Annotated in this window: 23 protein-coding genes; 4 read left to right on the top strand and 19 right to left on the bottom strand. The window is 70.8% G+C overall.

The window, feature by feature from the left end:
• Positions 1 to 58 precede the first annotated feature (58 nt).
• Positions 59 to 337, top strand: coding sequence for a YggT family protein (locus O7610_RS01580; protein WP_281553985.1), 279 nt, complete (start codon positions 59 to 61; stop codon positions 335 to 337).
• Positions 338 to 344: 7 nt separating this feature from the next.
• Here the strand turns inward: O7610_RS01580 and O7610_RS01575 are convergent, their stop codons facing one another.
• Positions 345 to 809, bottom strand: coding sequence for a MaoC family dehydratase (locus tag O7610_RS01575; protein WP_281553984.1), 465 nt, complete (start codon positions 807 to 809; stop codon positions 345 to 347).
• 117 nt (positions 810 to 926) lie between these two features.
• On the opposite strand from O7610_RS01575, the gene O7610_RS01570 reads away from it, so the two are divergent.
• Positions 927 to 1,502 (top strand): GNAT family N-acetyltransferase, encoded by a 576-nt coding sequence (locus tag O7610_RS01570; RefSeq protein ID WP_281553983.1) that lies wholly within the window; start codon positions 927 to 929, stop codon positions 1,500 to 1,502.
• Between the two features lie 25 nt (positions 1,503 to 1,527).
• Here O7610_RS01570 and O7610_RS01565 read toward each other — a convergent pair whose 3' ends face one another.
• Positions 1,528 to 2,775, bottom strand: a complete 1,248-nt coding sequence (locus tag O7610_RS01565; protein ID WP_289212502.1) for a helix-turn-helix domain-containing protein — start codon at positions 2,773 to 2,775, stop codon at positions 1,528 to 1,530.
• A 363-nt stretch (positions 2,776 to 3,138) separates the two neighbouring features.
• Here O7610_RS01565 and O7610_RS01560 point away from each other — a divergent pair, with 363 nt between their 5' ends.
• On the top strand, positions 3,139 to 3,864 hold the full coding sequence (locus O7610_RS01560) for a GNAT family N-acetyltransferase (protein ID WP_289212501.1): 726 nt from the start codon (positions 3,139 to 3,141) through the stop codon (positions 3,862 to 3,864).
• On the opposite strand, the gene O7610_RS01555 is transcribed toward O7610_RS01560, so the two are convergent.
• A complete protein-coding gene (locus O7610_RS01555) occupies positions 3,851 to 5,095 on the bottom strand; it encodes a glycosyltransferase 87 family protein (RefSeq protein ID WP_348650127.1) in 1,245 nt (414 codons plus the stop codon). The two genes, O7610_RS01560 and O7610_RS01555, sit on opposite strands and share 14 nt — an antisense overlap.
• Before the next feature lie 31 nt (positions 5,096 to 5,126).
• Here O7610_RS01555 and O7610_RS01550 point away from each other — a divergent pair, with 31 nt between their 5' ends.
• Positions 5,127 to 5,708 (top strand): GNAT family N-acetyltransferase, encoded by a 582-nt coding sequence (locus O7610_RS01550; protein WP_281553980.1) that lies wholly within the window; start codon positions 5,127 to 5,129, stop codon positions 5,706 to 5,708.
• 74 nt (positions 5,709 to 5,782) lie between these two features.
• Here the strand turns inward: O7610_RS01550 and dapB are convergent, their stop codons facing one another.
• The 16 genes from dapB to rimP all read right to left on the bottom strand — a co-directional run bounded on the left by dapB (position 5,783) and on the right by rimP (position 22,785).
• Positions 5,783 to 6,547 carry a 4-hydroxy-tetrahydrodipicolinate reductase gene (gene dapB, locus O7610_RS01545; protein ID WP_281555504.1) on the bottom strand — a complete coding sequence of 255 codons (765 nt, stop codon included), beginning with the start codon at positions 6,545 to 6,547 and terminating at the stop codon, positions 5,783 to 5,785.
• Between the two features lie 93 nt (positions 6,548 to 6,640).
• On the bottom strand, positions 6,641 to 8,008 hold the full coding sequence (locus tag O7610_RS01540) for a M16 family metallopeptidase (protein ID WP_281553979.1): 1,368 nt from the start codon (positions 8,006 to 8,008) through the stop codon (positions 6,641 to 6,643).
• An 11-nt stretch (positions 8,009 to 8,019) separates the two neighbouring features.
• Complete coding sequence (locus tag O7610_RS01535) at positions 8,020 to 10,365, bottom strand: polyribonucleotide nucleotidyltransferase (protein ID WP_281553978.1); 2,346 nt, start codon at positions 10,363 to 10,365, stop codon at positions 8,020 to 8,022.
• A gap of 237 nt (positions 10,366 to 10,602) precedes the next feature.
• Positions 10,603 to 10,872 (bottom strand): 30S ribosomal protein S15, encoded by a 270-nt coding sequence (gene rpsO, locus O7610_RS01530; RefSeq protein ID WP_123600601.1) that lies wholly within the window; start codon positions 10,870 to 10,872, stop codon positions 10,603 to 10,605.
• 185 nt (positions 10,873 to 11,057) lie between these two features.
• Positions 11,058 to 12,020 (bottom strand): bifunctional riboflavin kinase/FAD synthetase, encoded by a 963-nt coding sequence (locus O7610_RS01525; RefSeq protein WP_281553977.1) that lies wholly within the window; start codon positions 12,018 to 12,020, stop codon positions 11,058 to 11,060.
• A 63-nt stretch (positions 12,021 to 12,083) separates the two neighbouring features.
• Positions 12,084 to 12,926, bottom strand: coding sequence for a tRNA pseudouridine(55) synthase TruB (gene truB / locus O7610_RS01520; protein ID WP_502959099.1), 843 nt, complete (start codon positions 12,924 to 12,926; stop codon positions 12,084 to 12,086).
• Between the two features lie 110 nt (positions 12,927 to 13,036).
• A complete protein-coding gene (locus O7610_RS01515; RefSeq protein ID WP_281553976.1) occupies positions 13,037 to 14,401 on the bottom strand; it encodes an MATE family efflux transporter in 1,365 nt (454 codons plus the stop codon).
• 423 nt (positions 14,402 to 14,824) lie between these two features.
• Positions 14,825 to 15,043 carry a DUF6186 family protein gene (locus tag O7610_RS01510; RefSeq protein ID WP_281553975.1) on the bottom strand — a complete coding sequence of 73 codons (219 nt, stop codon included), beginning with the start codon at positions 15,041 to 15,043 and terminating at the stop codon, positions 14,825 to 14,827.
• Positions 15,040 to 15,447, bottom strand: coding sequence for a hypothetical protein (locus O7610_RS01505; protein WP_281553974.1), 408 nt, complete (start codon positions 15,445 to 15,447; stop codon positions 15,040 to 15,042). The genes O7610_RS01510 and O7610_RS01505 overlap by 4 nt, the downstream gene beginning before the upstream one ends.
• 123 nt (positions 15,448 to 15,570) lie before the next feature.
• On the bottom strand, positions 15,571 to 16,608 hold the full coding sequence (locus O7610_RS01500; protein ID WP_281553973.1) for a DHH family phosphoesterase: 1,038 nt from the start codon (positions 16,606 to 16,608) through the stop codon (positions 15,571 to 15,573).
• Entirely contained in the window at positions 16,605 to 17,138 is a 534-nt protein-coding gene (gene rbfA, locus O7610_RS01495) for a 30S ribosome-binding factor RbfA (RefSeq protein ID WP_281553972.1), read from the bottom strand. Before rbfA ends, O7610_RS01500 begins: the two co-directional genes overlap by 4 nt.
• Positions 17,139 to 17,238: 100 nt before the next feature.
• Positions 17,239 to 17,532 (bottom strand): DUF503 domain-containing protein, encoded by a 294-nt coding sequence (locus O7610_RS01490; RefSeq protein WP_281553971.1) that lies wholly within the window; start codon positions 17,530 to 17,532, stop codon positions 17,239 to 17,241.
• A gap of 172 nt (positions 17,533 to 17,704) precedes the next feature.
• Positions 17,705 to 20,668, bottom strand: a complete 2,964-nt coding sequence (gene infB / locus O7610_RS01485) for a translation initiation factor IF-2 (protein ID WP_281553970.1) — start codon at positions 20,666 to 20,668, stop codon at positions 17,705 to 17,707.
• Between the two features lie 93 nt (positions 20,669 to 20,761).
• Positions 20,762 to 21,061 carry a YlxR family protein gene (locus tag O7610_RS01480; RefSeq protein WP_281555502.1) on the bottom strand — a complete coding sequence of 100 codons (300 nt, stop codon included), beginning with the start codon at positions 21,059 to 21,061 and terminating at the stop codon, positions 20,762 to 20,764.
• A gap of 42 nt (positions 21,062 to 21,103) precedes the next feature.
• Positions 21,104 to 22,141, bottom strand: a complete 1,038-nt coding sequence (gene nusA / locus O7610_RS01475; RefSeq protein ID WP_278167954.1) for a transcription termination factor NusA — start codon at positions 22,139 to 22,141, stop codon at positions 21,104 to 21,106.
• Positions 22,138 to 22,785 (bottom strand): ribosome maturation factor RimP, encoded by a 648-nt coding sequence (gene rimP, locus O7610_RS01470; protein ID WP_281553969.1) that lies wholly within the window; start codon positions 22,783 to 22,785, stop codon positions 22,138 to 22,140. Before rimP ends, nusA begins: the two co-directional genes overlap by 4 nt.
• Between the last annotated feature and the right edge of the window lie 232 nt (positions 22,786 to 23,017).

Here is a 23,017-nt window from a genome sequence, read left to right as displayed (position 1 = left end):
CACACACGATCGCCGGGCATAGTGGAACGCTCACCGGTCGTCCTGGAGGTCTGCCCCGATGGGTCCCCTGTTCGCACTTCTGAGTCTGCTGCTCCTGGTCTTCCAGTTGCTGCTCATCGCCCGCGCGATCCTCGACTGGAGCACCGTGCTGGCCGGGCCGAGCCCGCGTGACTCGCTCCGCTCCCGCGTCACCGCCGCCCTGCACGCGGTGACCGAGCCGGTGCTGGCCCCGGTCCGGCGGGTGCTGCCGCCGCTACGCGTCGGCGGCGCCGCAATCGATCTCTCCTTCATCGTCGTCTTCGTCGCCATCGCGCTGATCCGGGCGCTGCTGCCGTGACCGGTGGTCAGCGCGGTGCAGTCACCAGCAGCCGGCTGATGGTCTCGGCGACGCAGACCGGCCGGTCGCCGGAGTCGGCGGTGAGGGTCACCGCCATGACCGCCTGTACACCGCCGACGACCGGCTCCACCGAGGCGATGGCGGCCTCGGCCCGTACGGCGGAACCGGTACGCAACGGAGCCGGGAACCGAACCCTGTCGAGCCCGTAGTTGATCCTCGCCCGTACCCCGTCCACCCGGTACAGCCGGCGCATCAGTGCCGGGACAAGGGAGACGGTGAGAAACCCGTGGGCGACCGTGCCGCCGTACGGGCCGTCGGCCGCCCGCTGCGGGTCGGTGTGAATCCACTGATGGTCGTCGGTGGCCTCGGCGAACATGTCGACCCGGTGCTGGTCGACCGGCAACCAGTCGCCTGGCCCCAGCGACTCGCCCACGGCTCTGGCCAGATCGTCGACGGAGGCGAAGACTCTCATCCCGTCAGTCTCCCAACCGGTTCACACACGCGCGACGCGCGGCGGGGCCGGCCGGTCCACTCGACACCCGGCCGGTGCTACTAGACGTCGGTTGTGAAACAGGATAGAAATCCCCATATGCCAGAAGTCAGGCAGGAGACTCCGGAGGACGCCGACGCGATCGCCGGGATCCACGTGCGCGCTTGGCAGGCCGGCTACGCGGGCCTGATCCCCGCGGACGTGCTCGACCGGCTCAACGTCGCCGCCTGGGCGCAGCGCCGCCGCGACGTCGGCACCGCCGACTCTGAGCACCCGTTCCGCACCCTGGTCGCCACCGAAGGCGAGCAGATCGTCGGGTTCAGCACCTTCGGCCCGTACCGGATCGACCAGGACCGGGACCAGCTCGATCCGACGTACGGCGAGATCGTCAGCATGTACGTCGACCCCGTACACTGGGGCACCGGGGTCGGTCGGCTCCTGTTCACCGCATCGATCGCCGGGCTGACCGGGCAGGGCTGGCGCACGATGCGGCTGTGGGTGCTCGACGGCAACCAGCGGGCCCGACGGTTCTACCAGGCGGCCGGGCTGCGCCCGGACGGGGAACGCAGCGTCTACCAGGTGCCCCGCCCACCCGGGCAGACCCCGGTCGGGCTCGACGAGGTGCGCTACCTGGCCCGGATCGCCGGCGACCGGATCCTCACCCTGGCCAGCTGACATGTGATCGGAAGTTCAATCCGAGCTACGTGACTTCAGCGAAGGCACGGATTTCGGCTCGCAATTGTTCGGCCTTCCAAGTGCCGGCAAATCGCTTGGTTCCGAGTATCTCGGCCATGCGTCCGACACGTTTGTGGATCCACGAGATGCGGCGCTCTGGTGGAAGATCGAGTACTGGGCGAACAGCGGCCGCAGCCTCGTCCAGCTTACCGACCTTCAGGTAGGCGGTTGCCTGATAAACGCGTGCCAGCGCTTCGTCGTCTAGCGATCGACCCTCCTCCGGACCGTTCTCCCACAGCCGAATCGCCTCCGACGCTTCTCGGGCTGCCCGATCTGCGTCTGAGGCTTCAACCAGCCAGATCAGGCGGCTGCCGGCATAATAGTGCTGTTTGGCCTCACTGAAGTCGAATATCCCGCGCTCCGAGGCTCTTGGGATCAACTTCTCCCGCTCATGTTGCACTTGGTCGAGGGCCCGGTTGCTGCCTGCCGAGTCCCCAAGGTTCGCCTTGCACTGGGCGTACCCACATATCAGGCGAAGTCTGCTCGCACTGGTAGCTGAGTGCGCGAGCCCATCCGTGACGGACGCGAGAGCTTGGCTATAGTTGCCGTCGAATCTGGCTATGAGACTCTGGGTTCCCCGCACCCAGGCTCGGAGCTCACGATCACCTGAATTTTCTGCACAGACCAGCGCCGCATCTGCATGCGTCATCGCTACCGCCGAGTCCCCCAAATCGAGAGCGGCGTACGCAAGCACCCCTTGAAGGCGGCCAGCTATCTGATACAGGTCGGCCAACTCATTCGGCCGGTACTGGCGGCTTCGTAGGCGGCGCAGGACATCGCCTCGTAACTCTACAGCGGAATGCAGCATCGGCGCAGGAGCGGTGCCGAGGTATGCAGTCGAGAGCCGGGTCGTAGCTTGCTCCAGATCGGTCAGATCCATGGAATCTTCCACGGCTGCAATCATCTTTAGCGAGTCTTTGGTTGAGGCGGTCAGCATCCGCCCCGTCACCAGAGCCTTTCGTCGCTCCTCCGCTGCGTCTCGCCACGCTGCCACCAGGAAACCATTAGCACCTAGTGCCCGGTCGGCAAGTTCGGCGAACTGCCGTTCAGGAAACTTGTCGCCCTGTTCCACCTTTCCGATGTAGCCGCGATTGAACCGTATCCGTTCGCCAAGATCCCGAAGCGACCACTCGCGACCGACCCGACGTGCTCGCAGCACACCACCGAAGTGAGGCGGGTTGCTCTCATCGGCAACTCCTGGCTGTGATGTCATCGCGCCTCCCCGCTGTCGCCCATCGCTGCCTACAGCCGTCAGGCGACAGGTTACCCCTACAGGTTCAGGTCGGCATCGTCCAGCGTGGGTTTGGCGCAGGCGGATGACCATGTCGTTGATCAATAATTTCAACGTTCGACGCCATGATGCTCGCTCGTGCTGTACGTGCAATCGCTGTGCTGAAGTCGATCAAGTGGCCGTTGGAGGAGCGTTGTGGATTTTCGCCCGACGGCAACTACGGCAACTGCTCACACCCGTACCGCCGGGGGTCGATCAGCTGGTGCGACACCTGGCCGCCACCGACCGACGAAGCCGGCACAGCCAGCACGGCCGACGGAGCCGGCACGGCCGACAGGGCCGGCGGTGACCGCGACCGCCGGCCCCGCCGGCACGGTGCGGGTGCGGCGGGCCGGGGTGGACGACGTACCGCGCCTGGCCCGGGTGCTGGTTGACGCGTTCGTCGACACCCCCGACGCCCGCTGGCTGATCCCCGGCACGGCACGGCGGCGGGACGTCTACCAGCGGCTCTGCCCCGGCCTGCTGGCCCAGGCGATGACCGACGGCACCGTCCACACGACGATCGACCGGGCCGCAGCGGCGCTGTGGCTGCCGTACCCGATCGCCCACACCACCACCGACCGGCAGACCGCCCGGCTACGACGCATCACCGGCCGCCACGCCGACCGGTTCCTCCAACTCGCCGGCCTGCTGCACACCCACGCCCCGCGCCAACCACACACCTACCTGGCGTACCTCGGGGTGGCGCCACACCGGCAGCGCAATGGCATCGGCGGCGCGCTACTACGTCACCGACACCAGATCTGCGATACCGCCGGCATCGCCAGCTACCTCGTCGCCACCAGCCCCGCCGCCCGCGACCTCTACCTACGCCACGGCTACCGACCCACCACCCGACACCCGCTGGCGTTACCCGACAACGGCCCGCCGCTGTGGCCGATGTGGCGGCAGCCGCAGCCGGCCAGCCCAACCACCGGCACCGCCGCACGATGGCCCGGCATCCGGCGTCGAGGTGAGGCTGACGCACGTAAAGACGCAAAGATGACGTGCGTCAGCCTCACCTCGACGTGATCGGTCGACCGGCGGCCGGTGCCGGCCAGCGGGCGGACGGGTCCAGCTCACGCACCGGCAGGAACAGCAGGAGCCCCAGGCTCACCCACACGTACGCGTTGCTGCCGACGAAGCCGGCCACGTTCGCGGCGTCGGATTCGCGCCAGATCCACACCAGCCGGCTGATCAGCAGCAGATAGCCGACCACGGCGAAGCCAAGCAACGCCCGCCGCCGCCGGCTGCCCCGCGCCGCGGGCAGCCCGTTGTCCACCAGCAGGATCAGCGCCGGCAGCAACCACACCAGGTGATGCACCCAGGTGACCGGGCTGACCAGGCAGCCGACCACGCCGGTCAACGCCAGCCCGGTCGCCTCGTCACCGGCTGCGACAGCGCGGCGGCACCGCCACGCCCACCAGATCAGGGTGACCAGCACCAGCACCAGCCAGGCGACGGTGCTCGGATGCAGCGGATCGATCCGGGCGACGACCCCGCGCAGCGACTGGTTGGAGACGAAGTCCAACGCACCTACCCGGTCGGTGTTCCACAGCGCCTGCGTCCAGAACTCCCGGGACGCGTCCGGGGCGACCGCCGCCGCGACCAGGGTCGCCACGGTCGCCGTACCGGCGGCGGTGACCGCCGCCCGCCACCGCCGGGTGACCAGCAGGTAGACGATAAAGATGCCAGGGGTCAGCTTGATCGCCGTCGCCAGACCGACCCCGACTCCGGCGAACCGGCGCCACCGCTGCGGCACCGGCGACCCGGCCGCGACCAGCCACAGCAGGTCGGCCGCGACCAGGACCAGCAGCAGCGTGTTGACCTGGCCGAAGTTCACCGTCTCGCGCATCGGCTCGTACGCGGCCACCAGGCAGGCAGCGACCGCGAAGGCGAACCAGCGGGTCCAGCCCTCGCGGCGGGAGATCGGGTCGACCAGCCACCACAGCACCAGCGCGCTGGTCACCACGGCGAGCGTCACGCTCACCACGATCGCCAGATGCCACGGCAGGACCGCCATCGGCGACATCACCAGCGCCGCGAACGGCGGGTAGGTGAACCCGTACTGGCTGAACGGCTTCATGTGATCGTAGAGTTCGCCGCCGTCGCGCAGCCAGTGGTGCATCGCCCCGTAGTAGACCTTGAGGTCGAAGAAGCCGTGCCGTTCGGCGGCGACGGCGAGGAAGGCCGCGACGACGACCGCGAGTACCGCGACGATCGCCACCCGCCGACCGGTGCCCCCGGCGGCCCGCTGCGGCATGACCTCGCCCCTGTCCGTACGCTGACCACTCATGGCGCTCGGATATGTCCGTCCTGCCCGACCGGGCGACGCTGGTGAGATTGCCCGCATCCAGTTGACCACCTGGCGGGTCGCCTACCGGCGACTGCTGCCCCGCCAGGCGCTCGACGAGGTGGACGAGGGCTGGCTGGCGCAGCGGTGGGACGCTGCGATCAACGATCCGCCGTCGCAGCGGCACCGGGTGCTCGTCGCCGTCGAGCAGGCCGAGCAATCCTATCTGGTGGGCTTCACCGCGTCCGGCCCGACCGACGAGCAGGCCCTGGCTCCCGAGGAACCGGCCGGGGCGCTCGGTGACCGGATCGCCGCCGTCACCGACCTGCTGGTCGAGCCGCGCTGGGGCCGGCGGGGACACGGCAGCCGACTGCTCGCCGCCGCCGTGGACCTGTGGCGCACCGACGGCTTCGACACCGCGCTCGCCTGGGCGTACGAACGGGACCCGGCGACCCGCAAGTTCCTCGGCTCGGCCGGCTGGGAGCCGGACGGGGCGACGCGGGCGTTGGACGTGGCCGACATGCTGGTCCCGCAGCTACGGCTGCACGTGGCGGTCCCACCGGCGGCTGCCGCGGAGCAGTGACCCGGCCCGCCGCACGACCCGACAGGGCCCGGCAGCAGGACCCACCAGAGTCCGGCAACAGGACCCGGTAAAGCTCAGTCGAGCAGGCTGTCCAACCCGACGGTCAGCCCGGGACGGCGCGTCACGGCCCGTACCGCCAGTAGCACCCCCGGCATGAACGACGCCCGGTCGTAGGAGTCGTGCCGGATCGTCAGGGTCTCCCCCGCCGTGCCGAACAGTACCTCCTGGTGTGCGACCAGGCCGGCCGCCCGTACCGAGTGCACCCGGATCCCGTCGATGTCAGCGCCCCGCGCGCCCGGCACCTCGGCGGTGGTGGCGTCCGGCATCTCAGCCGACCCGGCGGCGGCCCGGGCCGTCGCGATCACCCGCGCGGTGTGTCCTGCGGTGCCGCTGGGCGCGTCCACCTTGGCCGGGTGGTGCTGCTCGATGATCTCGACGGACTCGAAGTGCCGTGCCGCCTTCGCCGCGAACTGCATCATAAGCACCGCGCCGATGCCGAAGTTGGGGGCGATCACCACGCCGACCTCGGGCTTGTCGGACAGCCAGGAGCGGACCAGGTCGAGGCGCTGATCGGTGAACCCGCTGGTCCCGACGACCACGTTGATCCCCTGGTCGATGCACCAGCGCAAGTTGTCCAGCACCGCGTCTGGGTTGGTGAAGTCGACGACCACCTCTGCGGCGGCGTCCGAGGCGTCGGACAACCGGTCACCCTCGTCGATCGTGGCGACAAGTGCGAGACCGTCGGCCCCCTCGACCGCTCTGCAGACCTGCACGCCCATCCGGCCGCGGGCTCCGAGCACGCCGACCCGGACCGGCCCGGCGGACGACCGGGCGGCCACTGCGGAGCCGCCCGGAGGGACTGTCACATTCGTACCGTCTTCGCTCACCGGCACAACCTATCCCACCGGCGGAGACAACGGTCCGGCCAGCGCCTACCCCACCGGCGAGGGCTGCGCGCCGGCTAACATCGTGGACTCCACCGGGCCGATCACCGCCAGGGACATCGGCCGGGTGAGCAGCTCGGCGGCGACCGCGCCGACCTGTTCGGCGGTCACCGCCGCCACCCGTGCGAGAAGCTGGTCCACGGTCAACTGCTCGCCGTAGAGCAGCTCCCCCTTGGCCAGCCGACCCATCCGGGATCCGGTGTCCTCCAGGCCCAGCACGTACCCGCCGCGGCTCATGCCCTTGCCCCGGGCCAGCTCGTCGGAGCTCAGCCCGTGCTCGACGACCGCCGCCAGCTCCGCCCGGACCAGCTCCAGCACCTCGTCGACCCGGCTCGGCGCACAACCGGCGTAGACGGCGAACGTCCCGCCGTCGGCGTACTGGCTGGCGTACGAGTAGACCGAGTAGGCGAGCCCTCGGCGTTCCCGTACCTCCTGGAACAGCCGGCTGGACATCCCGCCGCCGAGGACGTTGTTCAGCACGCCGAGCGCGAACCGACGGTTGTCGCCGCGGCTGATACCCGGGCCGCCGAGCACCAGATGGGCCTGCTCGGTCTCTTTATGGCGCACCATCACTCGGGGCCGACGGGCGCGTACCGCCGGGGTGGCCGGGCGCAGCGGCGCCGGAGCACCGGGCCGTTCGGCGTCCAACGGGCTGCCCCGCAGCGCGGCCCGTACCTGGCGGACCACCGCCCGATGGTCGAGGTTGCCGGCGGCAGCGATCACCATCGCCCCGGGCGTGTAGCGGCGCCGGTAGAAGTCGTGGATCTGCCGGCGGGTCAACGCCGAGATCGTTGCCTCGGTGCCGGAGATCAGCCGGCCGAGCGGATGCGGGCCGAAGACGGCCTCGGCGAGCAGGTCGTGAACCTCGTCGTCGGGCTCGTCGTCGTGCATGGCGATCTCTTCGAGGATCACGCCACGTTCGGTCTCCACGTCGGCCGGGTCGATCACCGAGTTGGCCACCAGGTCACAGACGACGTCGACGGCCAGCGGCAGGTCCTCGTCGAGCACCCGGGCGTAGTAGCAGGTGTACTCCTTGGTGGTGAACGCGTTGGTCTCGCCGCCAACAGCCTCGATCTGCGACGAGATATCCCACGCGGTACGCCGCTGCGTCCCCTTGAACAGCAGGTGTTCTAGGAAGTGCGAGGCCCCGGAGCGGGCCGGGGTCTCGTCGCGCGAGCCTACCCCGACCCACACGCCGAACGACACACTGCGCATCGCCGGAATCGCCTCGGTGATCACCCGCAGCCCGTTGGGCAGCACGGTACGGCGTACCGTACCGCCCAACGGGTCGGCGGTGAGTGTCCGGGTCACCGGCCGGGACAGGCCCCGGCCGGTGACCGGTTCGGTCCTGGCCATCTTGGCCGGCGTCAGCTGTGCCGGTTACGTCGGCGGCGCTCGCCGCCCTCGCCACCGTCGCCCCGGCTGGGGCCCCGGTCGCCACGGTCCCGGTCCCCGCGATCGCGCGGCCCCCGGTCACCACGGTCGCGGCCACCGGGACGCTCGCCGCCGTCGGACGCGGCCGGCGCCTCGGCGCCCTCCGGGCGGACCTTGTCCAGGTAGATCTTGCCGCGGGCGTCGATGTCGGCGATTTGCACCTCGACCTTGTCGCCGACGTTGAGGTGGTCCTCGACCCGCTCGACCCGCTTGCCGTCGCCCACCTTGGAGATGTGCAGCAGTCCGTCGCGGCCGGGCAGCAGCGAGATGAACGCGCCGAACGCGGCGGTCTTGACGACCGTGCCGAGGAACTTGTCGCCGGCCTTCGGCAGCGTCGGGTTGGCGATCGCGTTGATCCGCTCGACGGCGGCTTCGGCGGCCGGCCCGTTGGTGGCGCCGACGTAGATGGTGCCGTCGTCCTCGATCGAGATGTCCGCGCCGGTCTCGTCCTGGATCGCGTTGATGGTCTGGCCCTTCGGGCCGATCACCATGCCGATCTTGTCGACCGGGATCTTCACCGTGGTCACCCGCGGGGCGTGCTCGCTCATCGCGGCCGGCCCCTCGATCGCCTGGCGCATCACCTCGAGGATGGTCATCCGGGCCTCGCGGGCCTGCTGCAGGGCACCGGCGAGCACGTCCGACGGGATGCCGTCGAGCTTGGTGTCCAACTGCAACGCGGTGACGAACTCTGGAGTGCCGGCCACCTTGAAGTCCATGTCGCCGAACGCGTCCTCGGCGCCGAGGATGTCGGTCAGCGTGACGTACCGGGTCTGCCCGTCGACCTCGTCGGAGATCAGGCCCATCGCAATCCCGGCCACCGGGGCCTTCATCGGCACCCCGGCCGACAGCAGCGACAGCGTGGAGGCGCAGACCGAGCCCATGCTCGTCGACCCGTTGGAGCCGAGCGCCTCGGAGACCTGACGGATCGCGTACGGGAACTCCTCGCGGGTCGGCAGCACCGGCACCAGGGCCCGCTCGGCGAGCGCGCCGTGACCGATCTCCCGCCGCTTCGGCGAGCCGACCCGGCCGGTCTCGCCGGTGGAGTACGGCGGGAAGTTGTAGTTGTGCATGTAGCGCTTGGACTTCTCCGGGGAGAGGGTGTCCAGCGTCTGCTCCAGCCGCAGCATGTTCAGCGTGCTGACCCCGAGGATCTGCGTCTCGCCGCGCTCGAACAGCGCCGAGCCGTGCACCCGGGGCAGCACCCCGACCTCGGCGGTCAGCGGTCGGATGTCCCGTGGGCCGCGGCCGTCGATGCGTACCTGCTCGCGGAGCACCCGGGCCCGGACCTCGGACTTGGTCAACGACCGGAAGGCCGCGCCGATCTCCTTCTCCCGGCCCTCAAAGCGCTCGACGAGCTCGCCGGCGACCTTGTCCTTGATCCGGTCCAGCGCGTCCTCACGCTCCGCCTTGGAGGCGATCTTCAACGCCTCGGCGACCTCGTCGCGGCCGGCGGCCACGACCGCGTCGTAGACGTCGTCGCCGTAGTCGAGGAAGACCGGGAAGTCGGCGACCGGCTTCGCCGCCACCTCGGCCAGCTCGCTCTGCGCCCGGCACAGCTCGCGGATGGTCGGCTTGGCCGCCTCCAGCCCGCTGGCCACCACGTCCTCGGTGGGGGCGGTGGCGCCGCCGGCGATCAGCCCCACCGCGTGCGGCGTGGCCTCAGCCTCGACCATCATGATCGCCACGTCGCCGTCCGGCAGGGCCCGGCCGGCGACCACCATGTCGAAGGTGGCCCGGGACAGCTCGTCCAGGGTCGGGAAGGCCACCCACGCGCCGTCGACGTGGGCGACGCGGGTCGCCCCGATCGGCCCGGAGAACGGCAGGCCGGACAGCTTGGTGGACATCGACGCCGCGTTGATCGCGATCACGTCGTACGGGTGGGCCGGGTCCAGCGCCAGCACGGTGGCCACCACCTGGACCTCGTTGCGCAGGCCCTTGGCGAACGTCGGGCGCAGCGGCCGGTCGGTCAGCCGGCAGGTGAGGATCGCCTCCTCGCTCGGCCGACCCTCGCGGCGGAAGAACGAGCCGGGGATTCGCCCGGCGGCGTACATCCGCTCCTCGACGTCGACGGTGAGCGGGAAGAAGTCGAGGTGCTCACGCGGCTGTTTGCTGGCGGTGGTCGCGGAGAGCACCACGGTGTCGCCCAGCTGGGCGATCACCGAGCCGGCGGCCTGGCGGGCCAGCCGTCCGGCGGAGAAGGTGACCTCGCGGGTGCCGAAAGCTCCGTTGTCGATCACGGCGGTGCTGCGTTGGGTGCCGAGATTGTGCTGCTCGGTCATGGTAATGTCGCGCTCCTTTACGCGTCGTGGGGCCACGACCTCGGGGAGCTACTCAACCGGCCGGTCATCGATCGAAGCGCCCGGGGGAGCCGGCGTCGTGGCCGGCTGGCCCGGGGGCCACTACCGAGGACCGGTACGTTGACCGGCTCCCGTCGACGGGTGGGTCGTGGTGCCCGGTGTCGGATGATGGTGGTGCGGCGCGGCGGGGCCATGGACGGCCGCCGCCGCGCCGCTACGTCACCGCCGCAGACCGAGCCGCTCGATGAGCGAACGGTAGCGGTTGATGTCCTTCTTCTGCAGGTAGTTAAGCAGCCGGCGGCGCCGGCCGACCAGCAGCAGCAGACCACGACGGCTGTGATGGTCCTGCTTGTGCACCTTGAGGTGCCCGGTGAGGTCGGCGATCCGCTTGGTGAGCACCGCGACCTGGACCTCCGGCGAACCGGTGTCCGCGTCGGCGGTGGCGTACTCCTCGCGGATCTTGCGCTTGGCTTCCTGATCGAGCGCCATGGTCTCCCTGAATCTGTGTGGGGTCGTCCCTCGTCTCGGCGCCCGCGGCGTCGTGCAGGCAGGCGAGACGAATCGTCGGTGGTCCGACGCTGTGTTCAGGCTACCAGCCGGTCGGCACGGCGGCCGGCAAGCCCACGGTGCGTCGGATCGCGGCTGCCCACCGGCCCGGGAGGCTCCGGTGGACGTCAGGCGCCGAGCACCGTCCGGACCTGGGCGACGTCCTCGTTCATCTGGACGACCAACGGACCGACCCCGTCGAACCGGCGGGTCTCCCGCAGCCGGGCGACGAAGTCGATCGCCACCTGCTCGCCGTAGATGTCCCGGTCGAAGTCGAGGACGTACGCCTCCACCCGGCGGTCGCGGCCGGCGAAGGTTGGGTTGGTGCCGATGGAGGCCGCAGCCGGCAGCCCGGGGCCTCCTCCGCTGAGCCCGTCCGGGCGGACCGGGCCGTCCGAGCGCACCAGCCGGGCCGCGTAGATGCCGTCCGCCGGCACCGCCGCGTACCGCGGGGTGAGCAGGTTCGCGGTGGGAAAGCCGATTTCCCGGCCGCGACGGTCGCCGCGGACCACCACCCCTTCGAGGCGGTGCGGCCGGCCGAGCGCGGCGGCGGCGGCGGTCACGTCCCCGGCGTCGATACAGGCCCGAATGTACGTCGAAGAGAAGACCGTGCCGCTGTCGGTGACCAGGCTGGCGTCCTCGACCGCGAACCCGAACCGGCGACCGAGCCGCGCCAGCAGCGCGACGTCCCCGGTGGCCCGGTGCCCGAACCGGAAGTTCTCCCCCACCACCACCACGGCGGCGTGCAGATGCTCGACCAGCAGGTCGTGGACGAACTGCTCAGCGGTCAGCCGGGAGAACTCGACGGTGAACGGCAGTACGCAGAGCACGTCCACGCCGAGCGATTCGATCAGCTCGGCCTTGCGGGCCGGCCCGGTGAGCACCGCCGGATGGCTACCGGGCCGCACCACCTCGGCCGGATGCGGGTCGAAGGTCACCACCACGGACTGGATACCGAGGTCGCGGGCCCGCTTGACGGCATGCCCGATCGTCGCCTGATGCCCGCGGTGGATGCCGTCGAACACCCCGATGGTGACCACCGCGCGACCCCAGCCACCACCGGCCGCCTCCACTCCCCGCCACCGCTGCATGATGCCTCCCGCCTGTGCCGCCAAGGTTTGCCCCAACCGGGTGACCGGCCGGGTTCGATGCTGTCACGCCGGCGCGAGGACGACCTCCGCGCGGGCCCGGCCGTCACGTTCCGACACCACCGCGAGCAGTTCGCCGTCCGGGGCGTAGACCGCATACGGCCCGGGTCGGCCGATCGGTGCGATCGGGCCACCGTGACCGAGCACCCGGGCCTCCTCCGCGCCGACCTCGCGGCCGGTGAGGAAGCGGCTGGCGGCGGTCGCCATGGGCAACTGCACCACGTCCGGTGCCCGCTGCTCAAGCTCCGCCAGAGTGGCGGCTTCGGCCGCGGTGAACCCGCCGACCGCGGTCCGGCGCAGCGCGGTGAGGTGCCCGCCGACGCCGAGCGCAGTCCCCAGATCCCGGGCGATGGCCCGGATGTACGTGCCGGACGAGCAGGCCACCTCGACGTCGACGTCGACGCTGCCGTCGGTCGGCGGGTGGACGGCGATCGGGTCGAGGCGGGAGATGGTCACCCGGCGGGCGGCCAGCTCGACCTGCTCGCCGGAGCGGACCCGCCGGTACGCCCGCTGCCCGTTGATCTTGATTGCGCTCACGGCGCTGGGCACCTGGTCGATCTCCCCGGTCAGCGCGGTCAGCCCGGCCCGGATCCGCTCCTCGGTGACACCGTCCACCGGCAACCGGGCGGTGACCTCCCCCTCGGCGTCGTCGGTCACCGTCGACACGCCGAGCCGGATGGTGGCCGTGTAGGTCTTGCCGACGCCGATCACGTAGGTAAGCAGCCGGGTGGCCCGGTTCACCGCGACCACCAGCACGCCGGTCGCCATCGGGTCCAGGGTGCCGCCGTGGCCCACCCGACGGGTGCCGGCCAGCCGCCGTATCCGGGCGACGACGTCATGCGAGGTCATCCCGGCCGACTTGTCGACCACGATCAGTCCGTGCGTACTCACGACTGCCAAGCCTGCCAGATCCCGATACTTGGTGGCGATCAGGTCCGGTCGCCCGATGGCCGCAGCGATCAGGTCCGGCCGGCCGGCACGCCGAGCACCGTCCACTGCGGCGACCTCAGCCGGTGGACCAGCCCGACCAGCCGGACCAGCATGAACACCGCCAGCCCGGCCCAGATGCCGGCCAGACCGAAATCGAGCAGGTAGCCGGCCCAGATGACCGGCAGGAATCCGCCGAGCGCGCCACCGATCGTGAGGTCACGTAGGTAACGCAGATCACCCGCCCCGATGAAGACCCCGTCGAGAGCGAAGACCACCCCGGCCACCGGCTGCAGCGCCACGAACCACGGCCAGATGACCATCGCCTGGTCGTGCACGCCGAGGTCAGGGCTGAACCAGCCGGGAATCACCGGGGCACCGGCGGCGAACAGCACCGCGAATCCGACGCCGGCGAGGAGGCCGAACAGCACCAGCCGGCGGGCGAGCAGCCGGGCGCCCGCCGCGTCACCGGCGCCCAGCGCCGCGCCGACCAGCGACTGGCCGGCGATCGCCAGCGCGTCCATCGCCAGCGCGGTGAAGAACCACAGCTGGATGGCGATCTGGTGGGCGCCGACCTGGATGGTGCCGTACCGTGCCGCGACAGCGGTGGCGGACAGGAAGCTGACCTGGAACGCGGCGCCTCGGATCAGCAGGTCACGTCCGACGGTGAGGTGGGTCAGCAGGAGGTGCGGCCGGGGGCGCAACGGCGCCCCGGCCGTCGCCAGCGCCCGGACGAAGAGCAGACCGCCCAGGGTCTGCGCGACGACGTTGGCCACCGCCGACCCGGTCAGCCCCAGACCCAGCGGGTAGACCAGCACCGGGCAGAGCACGGCGGAGACGACGTTGGCCGCCAGCACGTACCACACCGGACGGCGGGTCTCCTGCACACCGCGCATCCAGCCGTTGCCGGCGGCGGCCAGCAGCAGACCCGGCGCGCCCCAGGCGGCGATCCGCAGCCACTGTTCGGCGGCGTCGGCGACCGGGCCGTGCGCCCCGGCGAGCCCAGCGGTGATCGGACCGGCCAGGATCTGCAGCGCTACGGCGAGCAGCAGTCCGGCGAACGCCCCGAGCCAGGACGCCTGAACCCCCTCGGCCAGGGCGGCGGCCCGGTCACCGGCGCCGTAACGGCGGGCGGCGCGGCCGGTGGTGCCGTACGCCGCGACAGTGCCGAGCCAGGCGGCCACCGACATCACGGTGCCACCCACCGCGACGGCGGCGAGGGCCACCGGCCCGAGGCGGCCGACGACGGCGGTGTCGACGAGGACGTAGATCGGCTCGGCCGCCAGCACGACCAAAGCGGGTAGTGCCAGGCGCACGATCCGTCGGGTGGACGCCGACCGTGGTTCGGACCCCGGGCCGGACGGTGGCGACGGTGGCGTAGTGCCGGAGGTGGCCATCGCGGTACAGCCTGACAGCCGATTGGTAAGGAGCGCTATTGCCCAGGTCACTTACCTAGGCGGAACACCGCAGACCGATTCCCGCAACACACCGACCCAGGCCGCGCGGTCTCGCGCGACGGCGCGGCCGGAGGCGACCCGCAGACGTTACTGGCGGGTGTCCATCGACATCTGCAATGCCCGCCGGGCCTGCTCGCGCGCTTCGTCGGCGGTTTCGGGCTTGGGCTTGCTGGGCATGACGCCACGACCTTCCCACAGGTTGACACCGGATTGCCGACGACGGCACCTCCGGGATCACCGGGGCCGCGACCAGGCGGACAGGCGGCGGGCAGGTGTGGCCCGCACCACACCCAAGTTATCGTTCAGGTCCACATCCTGCGCACTGTTCCCACAATGCGAGAGAAATACATTAGTCTACGTCGATCACCGCGCGAAGAAGTGCCACCCGACCCACCACCAGAATCCGAAGACCCCGATCCGACCGACCGGCACCCTGCCCACCTCGTACTGCATCACGTACGCGCAAACGTCACCGAACGTCGGGATCCGCGAGCCCGGCCGCCTGGCGAGCAGTTCCAGCACCCCGAACAGCGCCAGCGCGACGACGAAACCGCCGATCACCGCCGCCCGAGTACCACTCATCGCCGCACCAGCACCCAGAACGCGGCCAGCCAGCCGCAGTACGCCGCCGACCGGGCCACTGGCCCGTCCAGCACCGGATCGGCCAGCTTGGAGAAGGTCGGGAAGTCGTCGGTCGAGCCCATCGCGAACGTGGCGCCCTCGACGACGGTGAACATCGCGACCGGCACGATCCACCACACCGCACCGTCACCGAGTCGACATGGGGTCGGCCGCCGTGGCACCCGGTGCGACAGACCGAACCAGATCAGCGCCCCGCCGGTGCCGATGGTGTACAGGTTCGCCGCCGTCGAGAACGAGGGCAGCTGCCCACCCACCAGCGACAGTACGGCAATGACCGGGATCGAGACGACCGGTCGGTCCCAGGCCCGCGGCACCTCCGCGGTGAGCTCAGACGGCTGCTCCATCACTCGATTGTCCCTGGTCGGTGACGACGAGTGAAGTGTCTATGCAGGTGGTCGGGGCTCGGTTGGCGAGATCTGGCACCTGTGGAGGAGACCGACCCGCGCCCGGGTCAGCGATCGGGGCACTCAGCCAAGCTGGGCACGGATGGCAGCGATGACCTCGTCGGCGCTGCCGACACCGGTGAAGCCGGCAGCGAGCCGATGCCCACCGCCGCCGAGCGCCACCGCCACCGCACTCACGTCGACACCGCCCTTGCTGCGCATCGATACCGCCCATCCGGTCTCGCTCACCTGCTTGAGCACGCAGCTCACATCCGCCTCGACCGTGCACCGGACCGAATCGATCAACGCCTCAAGCACATACGGCGGCTGGTCGAAACGTTCCAGATCGGCCAGGGTGGCATGGGTCCAGACGAGGCCCTGGCCGCCGGCTGCCGCCGGCTCCAGGACGCAACGTTGCAGCACCGCACCGAAGAGCTGGACCGCCCCGAACGGTCGGCTGTCGAAGACCCGCCGGGAGACCTCGGCCGGGCTGATGCCGGTGGCCAGCAACCGGGCGGCGAACTGGTGCACCGCCGGGGTGGTCATGTCGAACCGGAACGAACCGGTGTCGGTGATCAGCGCAATGTAGAGACACTCGGCGATCTCCCGGTCCAGCGGTACGCCGAGCCGGCCGAGCAACTGGTCGACCACCACCGAGGTGGCCGCCGCAGTCGGGTCCACGAGATGAATACCGCCGAACCGGGTGTTGGAGGCGTGGTGGTCGACCACGATCGCCGTCCGGGTCGTCATCCGATCGGCCAGGGCGTTCAGCCGGGACGCGCTCGCCACGTCGAAGCAGAGCGCCAGATCCGGATCGGCCCACGCCTCGTCCGGCTGGACCAACAGGTGGGAGCCGGGCATTCCCCGCAGGGACGGCGGCAGCTCCTGGTTGCCGGGAAACGCGGCCTGCACCGCGCAGCCGCCGAGCCGGGTCAGGCCCAGCCCGAAGCCGAGCATGCTGCCGAGCGCGTCACCGTCGGGGTTGACGTGGCACAGCAGCAGGACCCTCCCGCCGGGCGGGACCGCACGGACGGCGGCGACTGCGGCCGCCCACTCGTCCCCGGTCGGCCCGGTCGCCTGATCGGCGGCCGGTGGACCGACCGGAGACGGAACGCTGATCATCGGGGTCGCCCGTCCGGATGGGGCTGGCCGGACCCGGCTGCGTCAGCGGTCGCCGTGCCCTTCGGGGCCGCCTCCGCTGGGTCTTCGTCGTCCGCTGCGTCCTCGTCGTCATCCGAATCGGCCCGGTACGGCTGGGCGTCACCGGCGTACTCGGCGTTCGCCGCCAGCCGCTGCACCTCGGCGTCGGCGCTGCGGGCTGCGGCAAGCAGATCGTCGATGTGCTTGGCATGCTCCTGCACGTCGTCGAGGACGAAGGTGAGCGTCGGTGAGTGACGCAGCCCGAGCGCCTTGCCGACCGTGCTGCGCAGCAGCCCGTTCGCGCTGTCCAACGCCGCCTTGGTGCCGGCCTGGGCGGCGGCGTCACCGAGGACCGTGTAGAAGACCGTCGCGTCGCGCAGATCAGCGGTGATCCGCGCGTCGGTGATGGTGATCATGCCGAGTCTGGGGTCCTTGATCTGGGTACGCACCACCGAAGCCACCAGCTCGCGCACGCGCTCCGCGTGCCTGCGCACCCGCGCCGGGTCCGTCATTTCTACCTCCGCGGTGTCCGGTCAACGTGTCGACCCTACCTGTGCGCCGTACGCCGGGCCGGTCGGTGCGCGTGCGTGCCGGACCAGTCGGTGTCGTGGATCAGTCGTCGGCGCCGTAGAGCCGGCGCCGGACGGAGAGCAGCTCGATCTCGGGCCGACCGGTCACCATCCGTTCACAGTTGTCAAGTACCTCACGTACGTGCGCCGCGTCGGCCGCGACCACCGCCACCGCGATCTCCGCCCGGCCGTACCGGTCGAGCGCGCCGACCTCGGCGGCGGAGACCTCGAAGCGGCGCAGCGCGGCGACGATCGGGCGTACGTAGGAGCGTTTCGCCTTCAGCGACTGGGAGTCGCCCGGCAGCAGCATGTCGAAGGTGGCGGTTCCGGTGAACATCGTCCCGAAGAATACGCGGTCAGCGGCGGACTCGGCCGGCACCCGACGCCGACCGGCGATCGGCAGGCGGTACCGCCAGGCGGCACCGACGCGAGCAAGCGGTCGGCAACCGGTGAAGCGCACCCGGTTGCCGACCGCCCGTCGGCGTGCTGCGAGCCCTACGCCGAGCGGATCAGGTACGTACCTTCTCCCGCATCTCGAAGGTCTCGATGATGTCGCCCACCTGGATGTTGTTGTAGTTCCCCAGGGTCAGACCGCATTCGAAGCCCTCCCGGACCTCGGTCGCGTCGTCCTTGAAGCGCTTGAGCGAGCTGATGGTGACGTTGTCCGCCACCACCGCGCCGTCGCGCAGCAGCCGGGCCTTGGCGTTGCGTCGAATGATGCCCGACCGGACCATGCAGCCGGCGATGTTGCCGATCTTGGACGAACGGAACACGTCGCGGATCTCCGCGCTGCCCAGCTCGACCTCCTCGAACTCCGGCTTGAGCAGGCCCTTGAGCGCCGCGTCGATCTCCTCGATGGCCTGATAGATGACGGTGTAGTACCGGATCTCGACGCCTTCGCGGTCGGCGATCTCCCGGACCTTGTTGGAGGCCCGGACGTTGAAGCCGATGATCGTCGCCGCCTCGGCGGACGCGCTCGCGAGCATCACGTTGCTCTCGGTGATCGCACCCACACCCCGGTCCAGGATCCGCAGCTGGACCTCGTCCGGGATGTCGAGCTTGAACAGCGCGTCCTCCAACGCCTCGACCGAGCCGGAGACATCGCCCTTGAGGATCAGGTTGAGCGACGTCTTCTCGCCCTCCTTGATCTGCTCCATGAGCGTCTCCAGCGTCGCCCGGCCGCGGGAGTTGGCAAAGCTCGCCGCCCGCCGCCGTGCCTGTCGCTGCTCGGCGATCTGCCGCACCGTCCGGTCGTCCTGCGCGGCGAGGAACGTGTCACCCGCGCTGGGTACTGCGGTGAGACCGAGCACCAGCACCGGACGGGCCGGACCCGCCTCGGCGACCTGGTTGCCGTTCTCGTCCAGCATGGCCCGGACCCGGCCGTGCGCGCCGCCCGCCACGATCGAGTCGCCGGTACGCAGGGTGCCCTTCTGCACCAGTACGGTCGCCACCGCGCCCCGGCCCTTGTCCAGGTGCGCCTCGATCGCGATGCCCTGCGCCGGGCCGTCGACCGGAGCGGTGAGCTCGAGCGCAGCGTCGGCGGTCAGCAGCACCGCCTCCAGCAACTGGTCGATGCCGGTGCCGGGCTTGGCCGCCACGTTGACGAACATGGTCTCGCCGCCGTACTCCTCGGCGACCAGACCGTACTCGGTCAACTGCTGGCGAACCTTGTCCGGGTTGGCCTCCGGCTTGTCGATCTTGTTGACCGCGACCACGATCGGCACGTCGGCCGCCTTGGCGTGGTTCAGCGCCTCGATGGTCTGTGGCATGACTCCGTCGTCGGCCGCAACCACCAGCACCACGATGTCGGTGACCTGCGCACCACGGGCACGCATGGCGGTGAACGCCTCGTGACCCGGGGTGTCGATGAAGGTCAACGCGCGGTCCACCCCGTCGTGCGGCACGTGCACCTGGTAGGCACCGATGTGCTGGGTGATGCCGCCGGCCTCGCCCTCGACCAGGTTGGTCTGCCGAATCGCATCGAGCAGCTTGGTCTTACCGTGGTCGACGTGACCCATCACGGTCACCACCGGCGGTCGGGTGACCAGCCGGTCGGAGTCCACCTCGGCATCGAGGTCGATGTTGAACTGCGCGAGCAGTTCGCGGTCCTCGTCCTCCGGGCTGACGATCTGCACGTTGAACCCGAGGTGCTCACCCAACAACTGCAGCGTCTCGTCCGAGCAGGACTGGGTGGCGGTGACCATCTCGCCCAGGTTGAACATCTCCTGGACCAGCGACCCCGGATTGGCGTTGATCTTGTCAGCGAAGTCCGACAGCGACGCCCCACGCGACAGCCGTACCGCCTGACCCTGGCCACGCGGCGCGCCGGAACTCATCGTCGGCGCGGAGAGGTTGTCGAATTCCTGTCTGCGCTGCTTCTTGGACTTGCGGCCCCTGGTCGGGCGCCCACCCGGCCGCCCGAAGGCACCTGCGGTGCCGCCACCACGGCCACGGCCGCCACCACCGGGCCGACCCCCGCCGCCGGCAGGGGCGCCACCGCGGAAGCCACCGCCGCCGCCACCAGGGCCGCCACGGTAACCGCCGCCACCGCCGCCGCCACCAGGGCCGCCACGGTAACCGCCGCCACCGCCGCCGCCACCAGGGCCGCCACGGTAACCGCCGCCACCGCCGCCACGGCCGCCACCGGGACCACCGGGTCGGCCGGCGCCGCCGGGACCACCCGGGCGACCCGGGCGCTGCGACGGCATCGACGCCGGACTCGGCCGCGGTGGCATCGACGCCGGGCTCGGCCGCGGTGGCATCGACGCCGGGTTGGGCCGCTGCCCACCACCGGCGGCGGGTCGCTGCCCACCACCCTGGCTGATGCCGAACGGGTTGTTGCCGCCCCGCGCCGGCGGGCGGGCACCCGGCCGACCGGGTGCCCCCGACGATGGCGCACCGGGCGTCGACGGCCGACCGCCGGTCGAGCGACCGGCTGCCGGGCTACCTGGACGCGGCGGCACCGACCCTGGTCCGGGCTTGGGTCGGGGACCGCCGTCCGCCGGGGGCTCCCGCCGGCCGGTGTCCCGCTGCTTCGCCGCCTGCTGGGCGGCCTTGACGTTGGCCTCCTGCTCGGCCTTGAGCGCTGCCGCCCGCGCCTCGGCGGCGGCCACCTCGATGTCGTGCGCGCTCGCTGGCTTGGCCACCGGGGCCGCCGACGGCGGCGGACCGGGCACCGGGGCCTTGGGGCGCATCGACGACGGCGCCGCCGGCCGGCGCGGTGGCGCCGGCTTGGCGGAGACTCTCGGCTCGGTGCTGTTCGTCGGCGCCGCGGCCGGCCGGGCCGGTGCCGACGGTGACGACGACTGGGACGCCGCCGCGAACGCACCACGGAGGCGTCGGGCGACCGGTGCTTCCACCGTGCTCGACGCGGATTTCACGAACTCGCCCATCTCCTTGAGTTTGGCGAGAACGGTCTTGCTTTCGACCCCGAGCTCTTTGGCGAGCTCGTGTACGCGGGCCTTGCCTGCCACTGCACTCCTCACTCCGAGGTCGTGCGGGCAGCACCCGCAGCGACCTCACTCGTGCACTAGAAGCCTGCTCATTGCTGGGACTTCATCGTGTGCTCATGTCGGTCGTCCTACCTTGCTGTGCGACCCTCGTCCGGCCGGATGACCGGACGTAGCGGTTGACGTGCTGATGTACTCGGCCAGCTCGCCGGTGTCAACGACACCGGACACCCGCAGCGCCCGCCCGAAGGCGCGACGCCGCTGTGCCAGCTCCAGACATGCCGGACCGGGATGCAGGTGCGCACCCCGCCCCGGCAAACCACGGATCGGATCAGGTCGCAGGCGCGACACGTCCTCGCCTGCGACTACGACAACCCGTAGCAGCTCGTGAACCGGTGCACGTCGTCGGCAGCCCACACAGGTGCGCACCGGCAACGCACGTCGTACCACGAGAAAAGTCTACCCCGACGCGCCAGAGACCGCGCCGCCCGGTTCCGGAGCCGGATCCCGACCAGCGGAACCGGCCTCGGTGTCCGGTCGGATGTCGATCCGCCAGCCGGTCAATCGGGCAGCAAGCCGGGCATTCTGCCCCTCCCTGCCGATGGCCAGCGAAAGTTGAAAGTCCGGCACCGTCACCCGGGCGGTACGGGTGGCCGCGTCGACCACCTCGACCCGCAACGCCTTCGCCGGCGACAGCGCGTTACCCACGAAGGCGGCCGGGTCGTCGGACCAGTCGATGATGTCGATCTTCTCGCCGTGCAGTTCGCTCATCACCGCCCGCACCCGCTGGCCCATCGGACCGATACAGGCACCCTTGGCGTTGACCCCGGAAGCGGTCGACCGTACCGCGATCTTGGTCCGGTGGCCCGCTTCCCGGGCGATCGCCGCGATCTCCACGGTGCCGTCGGCGATCTCCGGGACCTCCAGCGCGAACAGCCGCTTGACCAGATTGGGGTGAGAACGGGACAGGGTGATCTGCGGCCCCCGGAACCCTTTGGCCACGTGCACCACCACGCACCGGATCCGCTGGCCGTGCGGGTAGGTCTCACCCGGCACCTGCTCGGCGGCCGGCAGCACTGCCTCCAACTTGCCCAGGTCGACGGTGACGATCCCCTTCTCGGTGCGGGCCTCATGGGCCTGGATCACCCCGGTGACGAGGTCACCGTCGCGCCCGGCGTACTCCCCGAAGTGAACTTCGTCGGTTGCTTCCCGCAACCGCTGCAGAATCACCTGTTTGGCGGTCATCGCGGCGATCCGCCCGAAATCGTGCGGGGTGTCGTCCCACTCGCGCAGCACCGCGCCCTCGGCGTCGAGATCCTGGGCGTAGACCAGCGCCATCCCACTGCGCCGGTCGATCTCGACCCGGGCATGGGTCTGCGCGCCCTCGGTGTGCCGGTACGCGGTCAGCAGCGCGGCCTCGATAGCCGCGAGAATCGTGTCGAACGGGATCTCCCGCTCGCGCTCCAGTGCGCGCAGCGCCGCGAGGTCGATGTTCACCTCTCCTCGTCCTCCACTTCGTCGTCGTCGGACGGGTCGTCGACATCCGCCGGGTCGTCGTCGACGACCTCGTCGAGGCGGTTGAACTCCACCTGGACCCGCCCGGGGCCGAGGTCGTCGTAGGGCCACCGCTGCACGTCACCGTCGACGTCCAGCTCCACCGACTCATCGTCGGCCGTGACGATCCGGCCGGTCACCTGGCGCTGGGCCACGGTCACCCGCACCAGCCGGCCGGCGTTGCGGCGCCAGTGCCGGGACAACCGCAGCGGCCGGTCCACGCCGGGGGAACTGACCTCGAGCTGGTACTCGCCGACGATCAGCTCCGCGCCGGCCACCGACTCGGCCTCGTCCAGGGCCACCGAGACCGCGCGGGACACCTCGGCCACCGAGTCGAGCCCGACGCCGCCGTCGGCGTCGACGATCACCCGGACCAGGTATCGACGACCCACCCGGGAGACCGAGACGTCCTCCAGGTCGAAGCCGGCAGCCCGGACCACTGGCTCGACGATCGCACGCAACCGGTCACGCCGGGCCGCAGTTGCGACCTGGGGCCGTTGCGTGCCGTCCGGACGGGGCCGCGTGGCGGCGGCCCGACGGGCGCGGGAACCGGGTGACCTGCCACCAGCGCGGTCACGCTGTGTCATCTCCGCACCCTTCCACCGTTATCTTCTTCGTTGGCCGCTCGACGCGACACCAGCGGTGCCGCCGGATGTTACTCCGACGCGACTGGGCAGAGCGTAACGCGCGGCCGAGGCGATCGACCCCCCGGCGCACCGAGGAAACCGGACACCCGACCGCACGCGGATACGGGTAGCCACCCGGGACAGCGACGACCACACTGAGTCGCGAGTACAGAACTTTCCGGATAGGCTCCGG

Origin of the sequence: Solwaraspora sp. WMMA2065 (genome assembly GCF_030345075.1) — a bacterium.
In the GTDB taxonomy this organism is placed as follows: Bacteria; Actinomycetota; Actinomycetes; order Mycobacteriales; family Micromonosporaceae; genus Micromonospora_E.
This window is presented reverse-complemented; position numbering and strand designations above follow the sequence as displayed.

Coding starts and splice junctions, on each gene's coding strand:
- O7610_RS01505 (WP_281553974.1), bottom strand. CDS start 15,447: ATGGAGCAGCCGTCTGAGCTCACCGCGGAGGTGCCGCGGGCCTGGGAC.
- O7610_RS01575 (WP_281553984.1), bottom strand. CDS start 809: ATGAGAGTCTTCGCCTCCGTCGACGATCTGGCCAGAGCCGTGGGCGAG.
- rimP (WP_281553969.1), bottom strand. CDS start 22,785: ATGACACAGCGTGACCGCGCTGGTGGCAGGTCACCCGGTTCCCGCGCC.
- O7610_RS01550 (WP_281553980.1), top strand. CDS start 5,127: ATGGCGCTCGGATATGTCCGTCCTGCCCGACCGGGCGACGCTGGTGAG.
- rbfA (WP_281553972.1), bottom strand. CDS start 17,138: ATGACGGACCCGGCGCGGGTGCGCAGGCACGCGGAGCGCGTGCGCGAG.
- O7610_RS01535 (WP_281553978.1), bottom strand. CDS start 10,365: ATGACCGAGCAGCACAATCTCGGCACCCAACGCAGCACCGCCGTGATC.
- O7610_RS01515 (WP_281553976.1), bottom strand. CDS start 14,401: ATGGCCACCTCCGGCACTACGCCACCGTCGCCACCGTCCGGCCCGGGG.
- truB (WP_502959099.1), bottom strand. CDS start 12,926: ATGACCTCGCATGACGTCGTCGCCCGGATACGGCGGCTGGCCGGCACC.
- rpsO (WP_123600601.1), bottom strand. CDS start 10,872: ATGGCGCTCGATCAGGAAGCCAAGCGCAAGATCCGCGAGGAGTACGCC.
- O7610_RS01565 (WP_289212502.1), bottom strand. CDS start 2,775: ATGACATCACAGCCAGGAGTTGCCGATGAGAGCAACCCGCCTCACTTC.
- O7610_RS01570 (WP_281553983.1), top strand. CDS start 927: ATGCCAGAAGTCAGGCAGGAGACTCCGGAGGACGCCGACGCGATCGCC.
- O7610_RS01490 (WP_281553971.1), bottom strand. CDS start 17,532: ATGTTCACCGGAACCGCCACCTTCGACATGCTGCTGCCGGGCGACTCC.
- O7610_RS01540 (WP_281553979.1), bottom strand. CDS start 8,008: ATGGCCAGGACCGAACCGGTCACCGGCCGGGGCCTGTCCCGGCCGGTG.
- O7610_RS01580 (WP_281553985.1), top strand. CDS start 59: ATGGGTCCCCTGTTCGCACTTCTGAGTCTGCTGCTCCTGGTCTTCCAG.
- O7610_RS01500 (WP_281553973.1), bottom strand. CDS start 16,608: ATGATCAGCGTTCCGTCTCCGGTCGGTCCACCGGCCGCCGATCAGGCG.
- O7610_RS01555 (WP_348650127.1), bottom strand. CDS start 5,095: ATGCCGCAGCGGGCCGCCGGGGGCACCGGTCGGCGGGTGGCGATCGTC.
- O7610_RS01510 (WP_281553975.1), bottom strand. CDS start 15,043: ATGAGTGGTACTCGGGCGGCGGTGATCGGCGGTTTCGTCGTCGCGCTG.
- O7610_RS01525 (WP_281553977.1), bottom strand. CDS start 12,020: ATGCAGCGGTGGCGGGGAGTGGAGGCGGCCGGTGGTGGCTGGGGTCGC.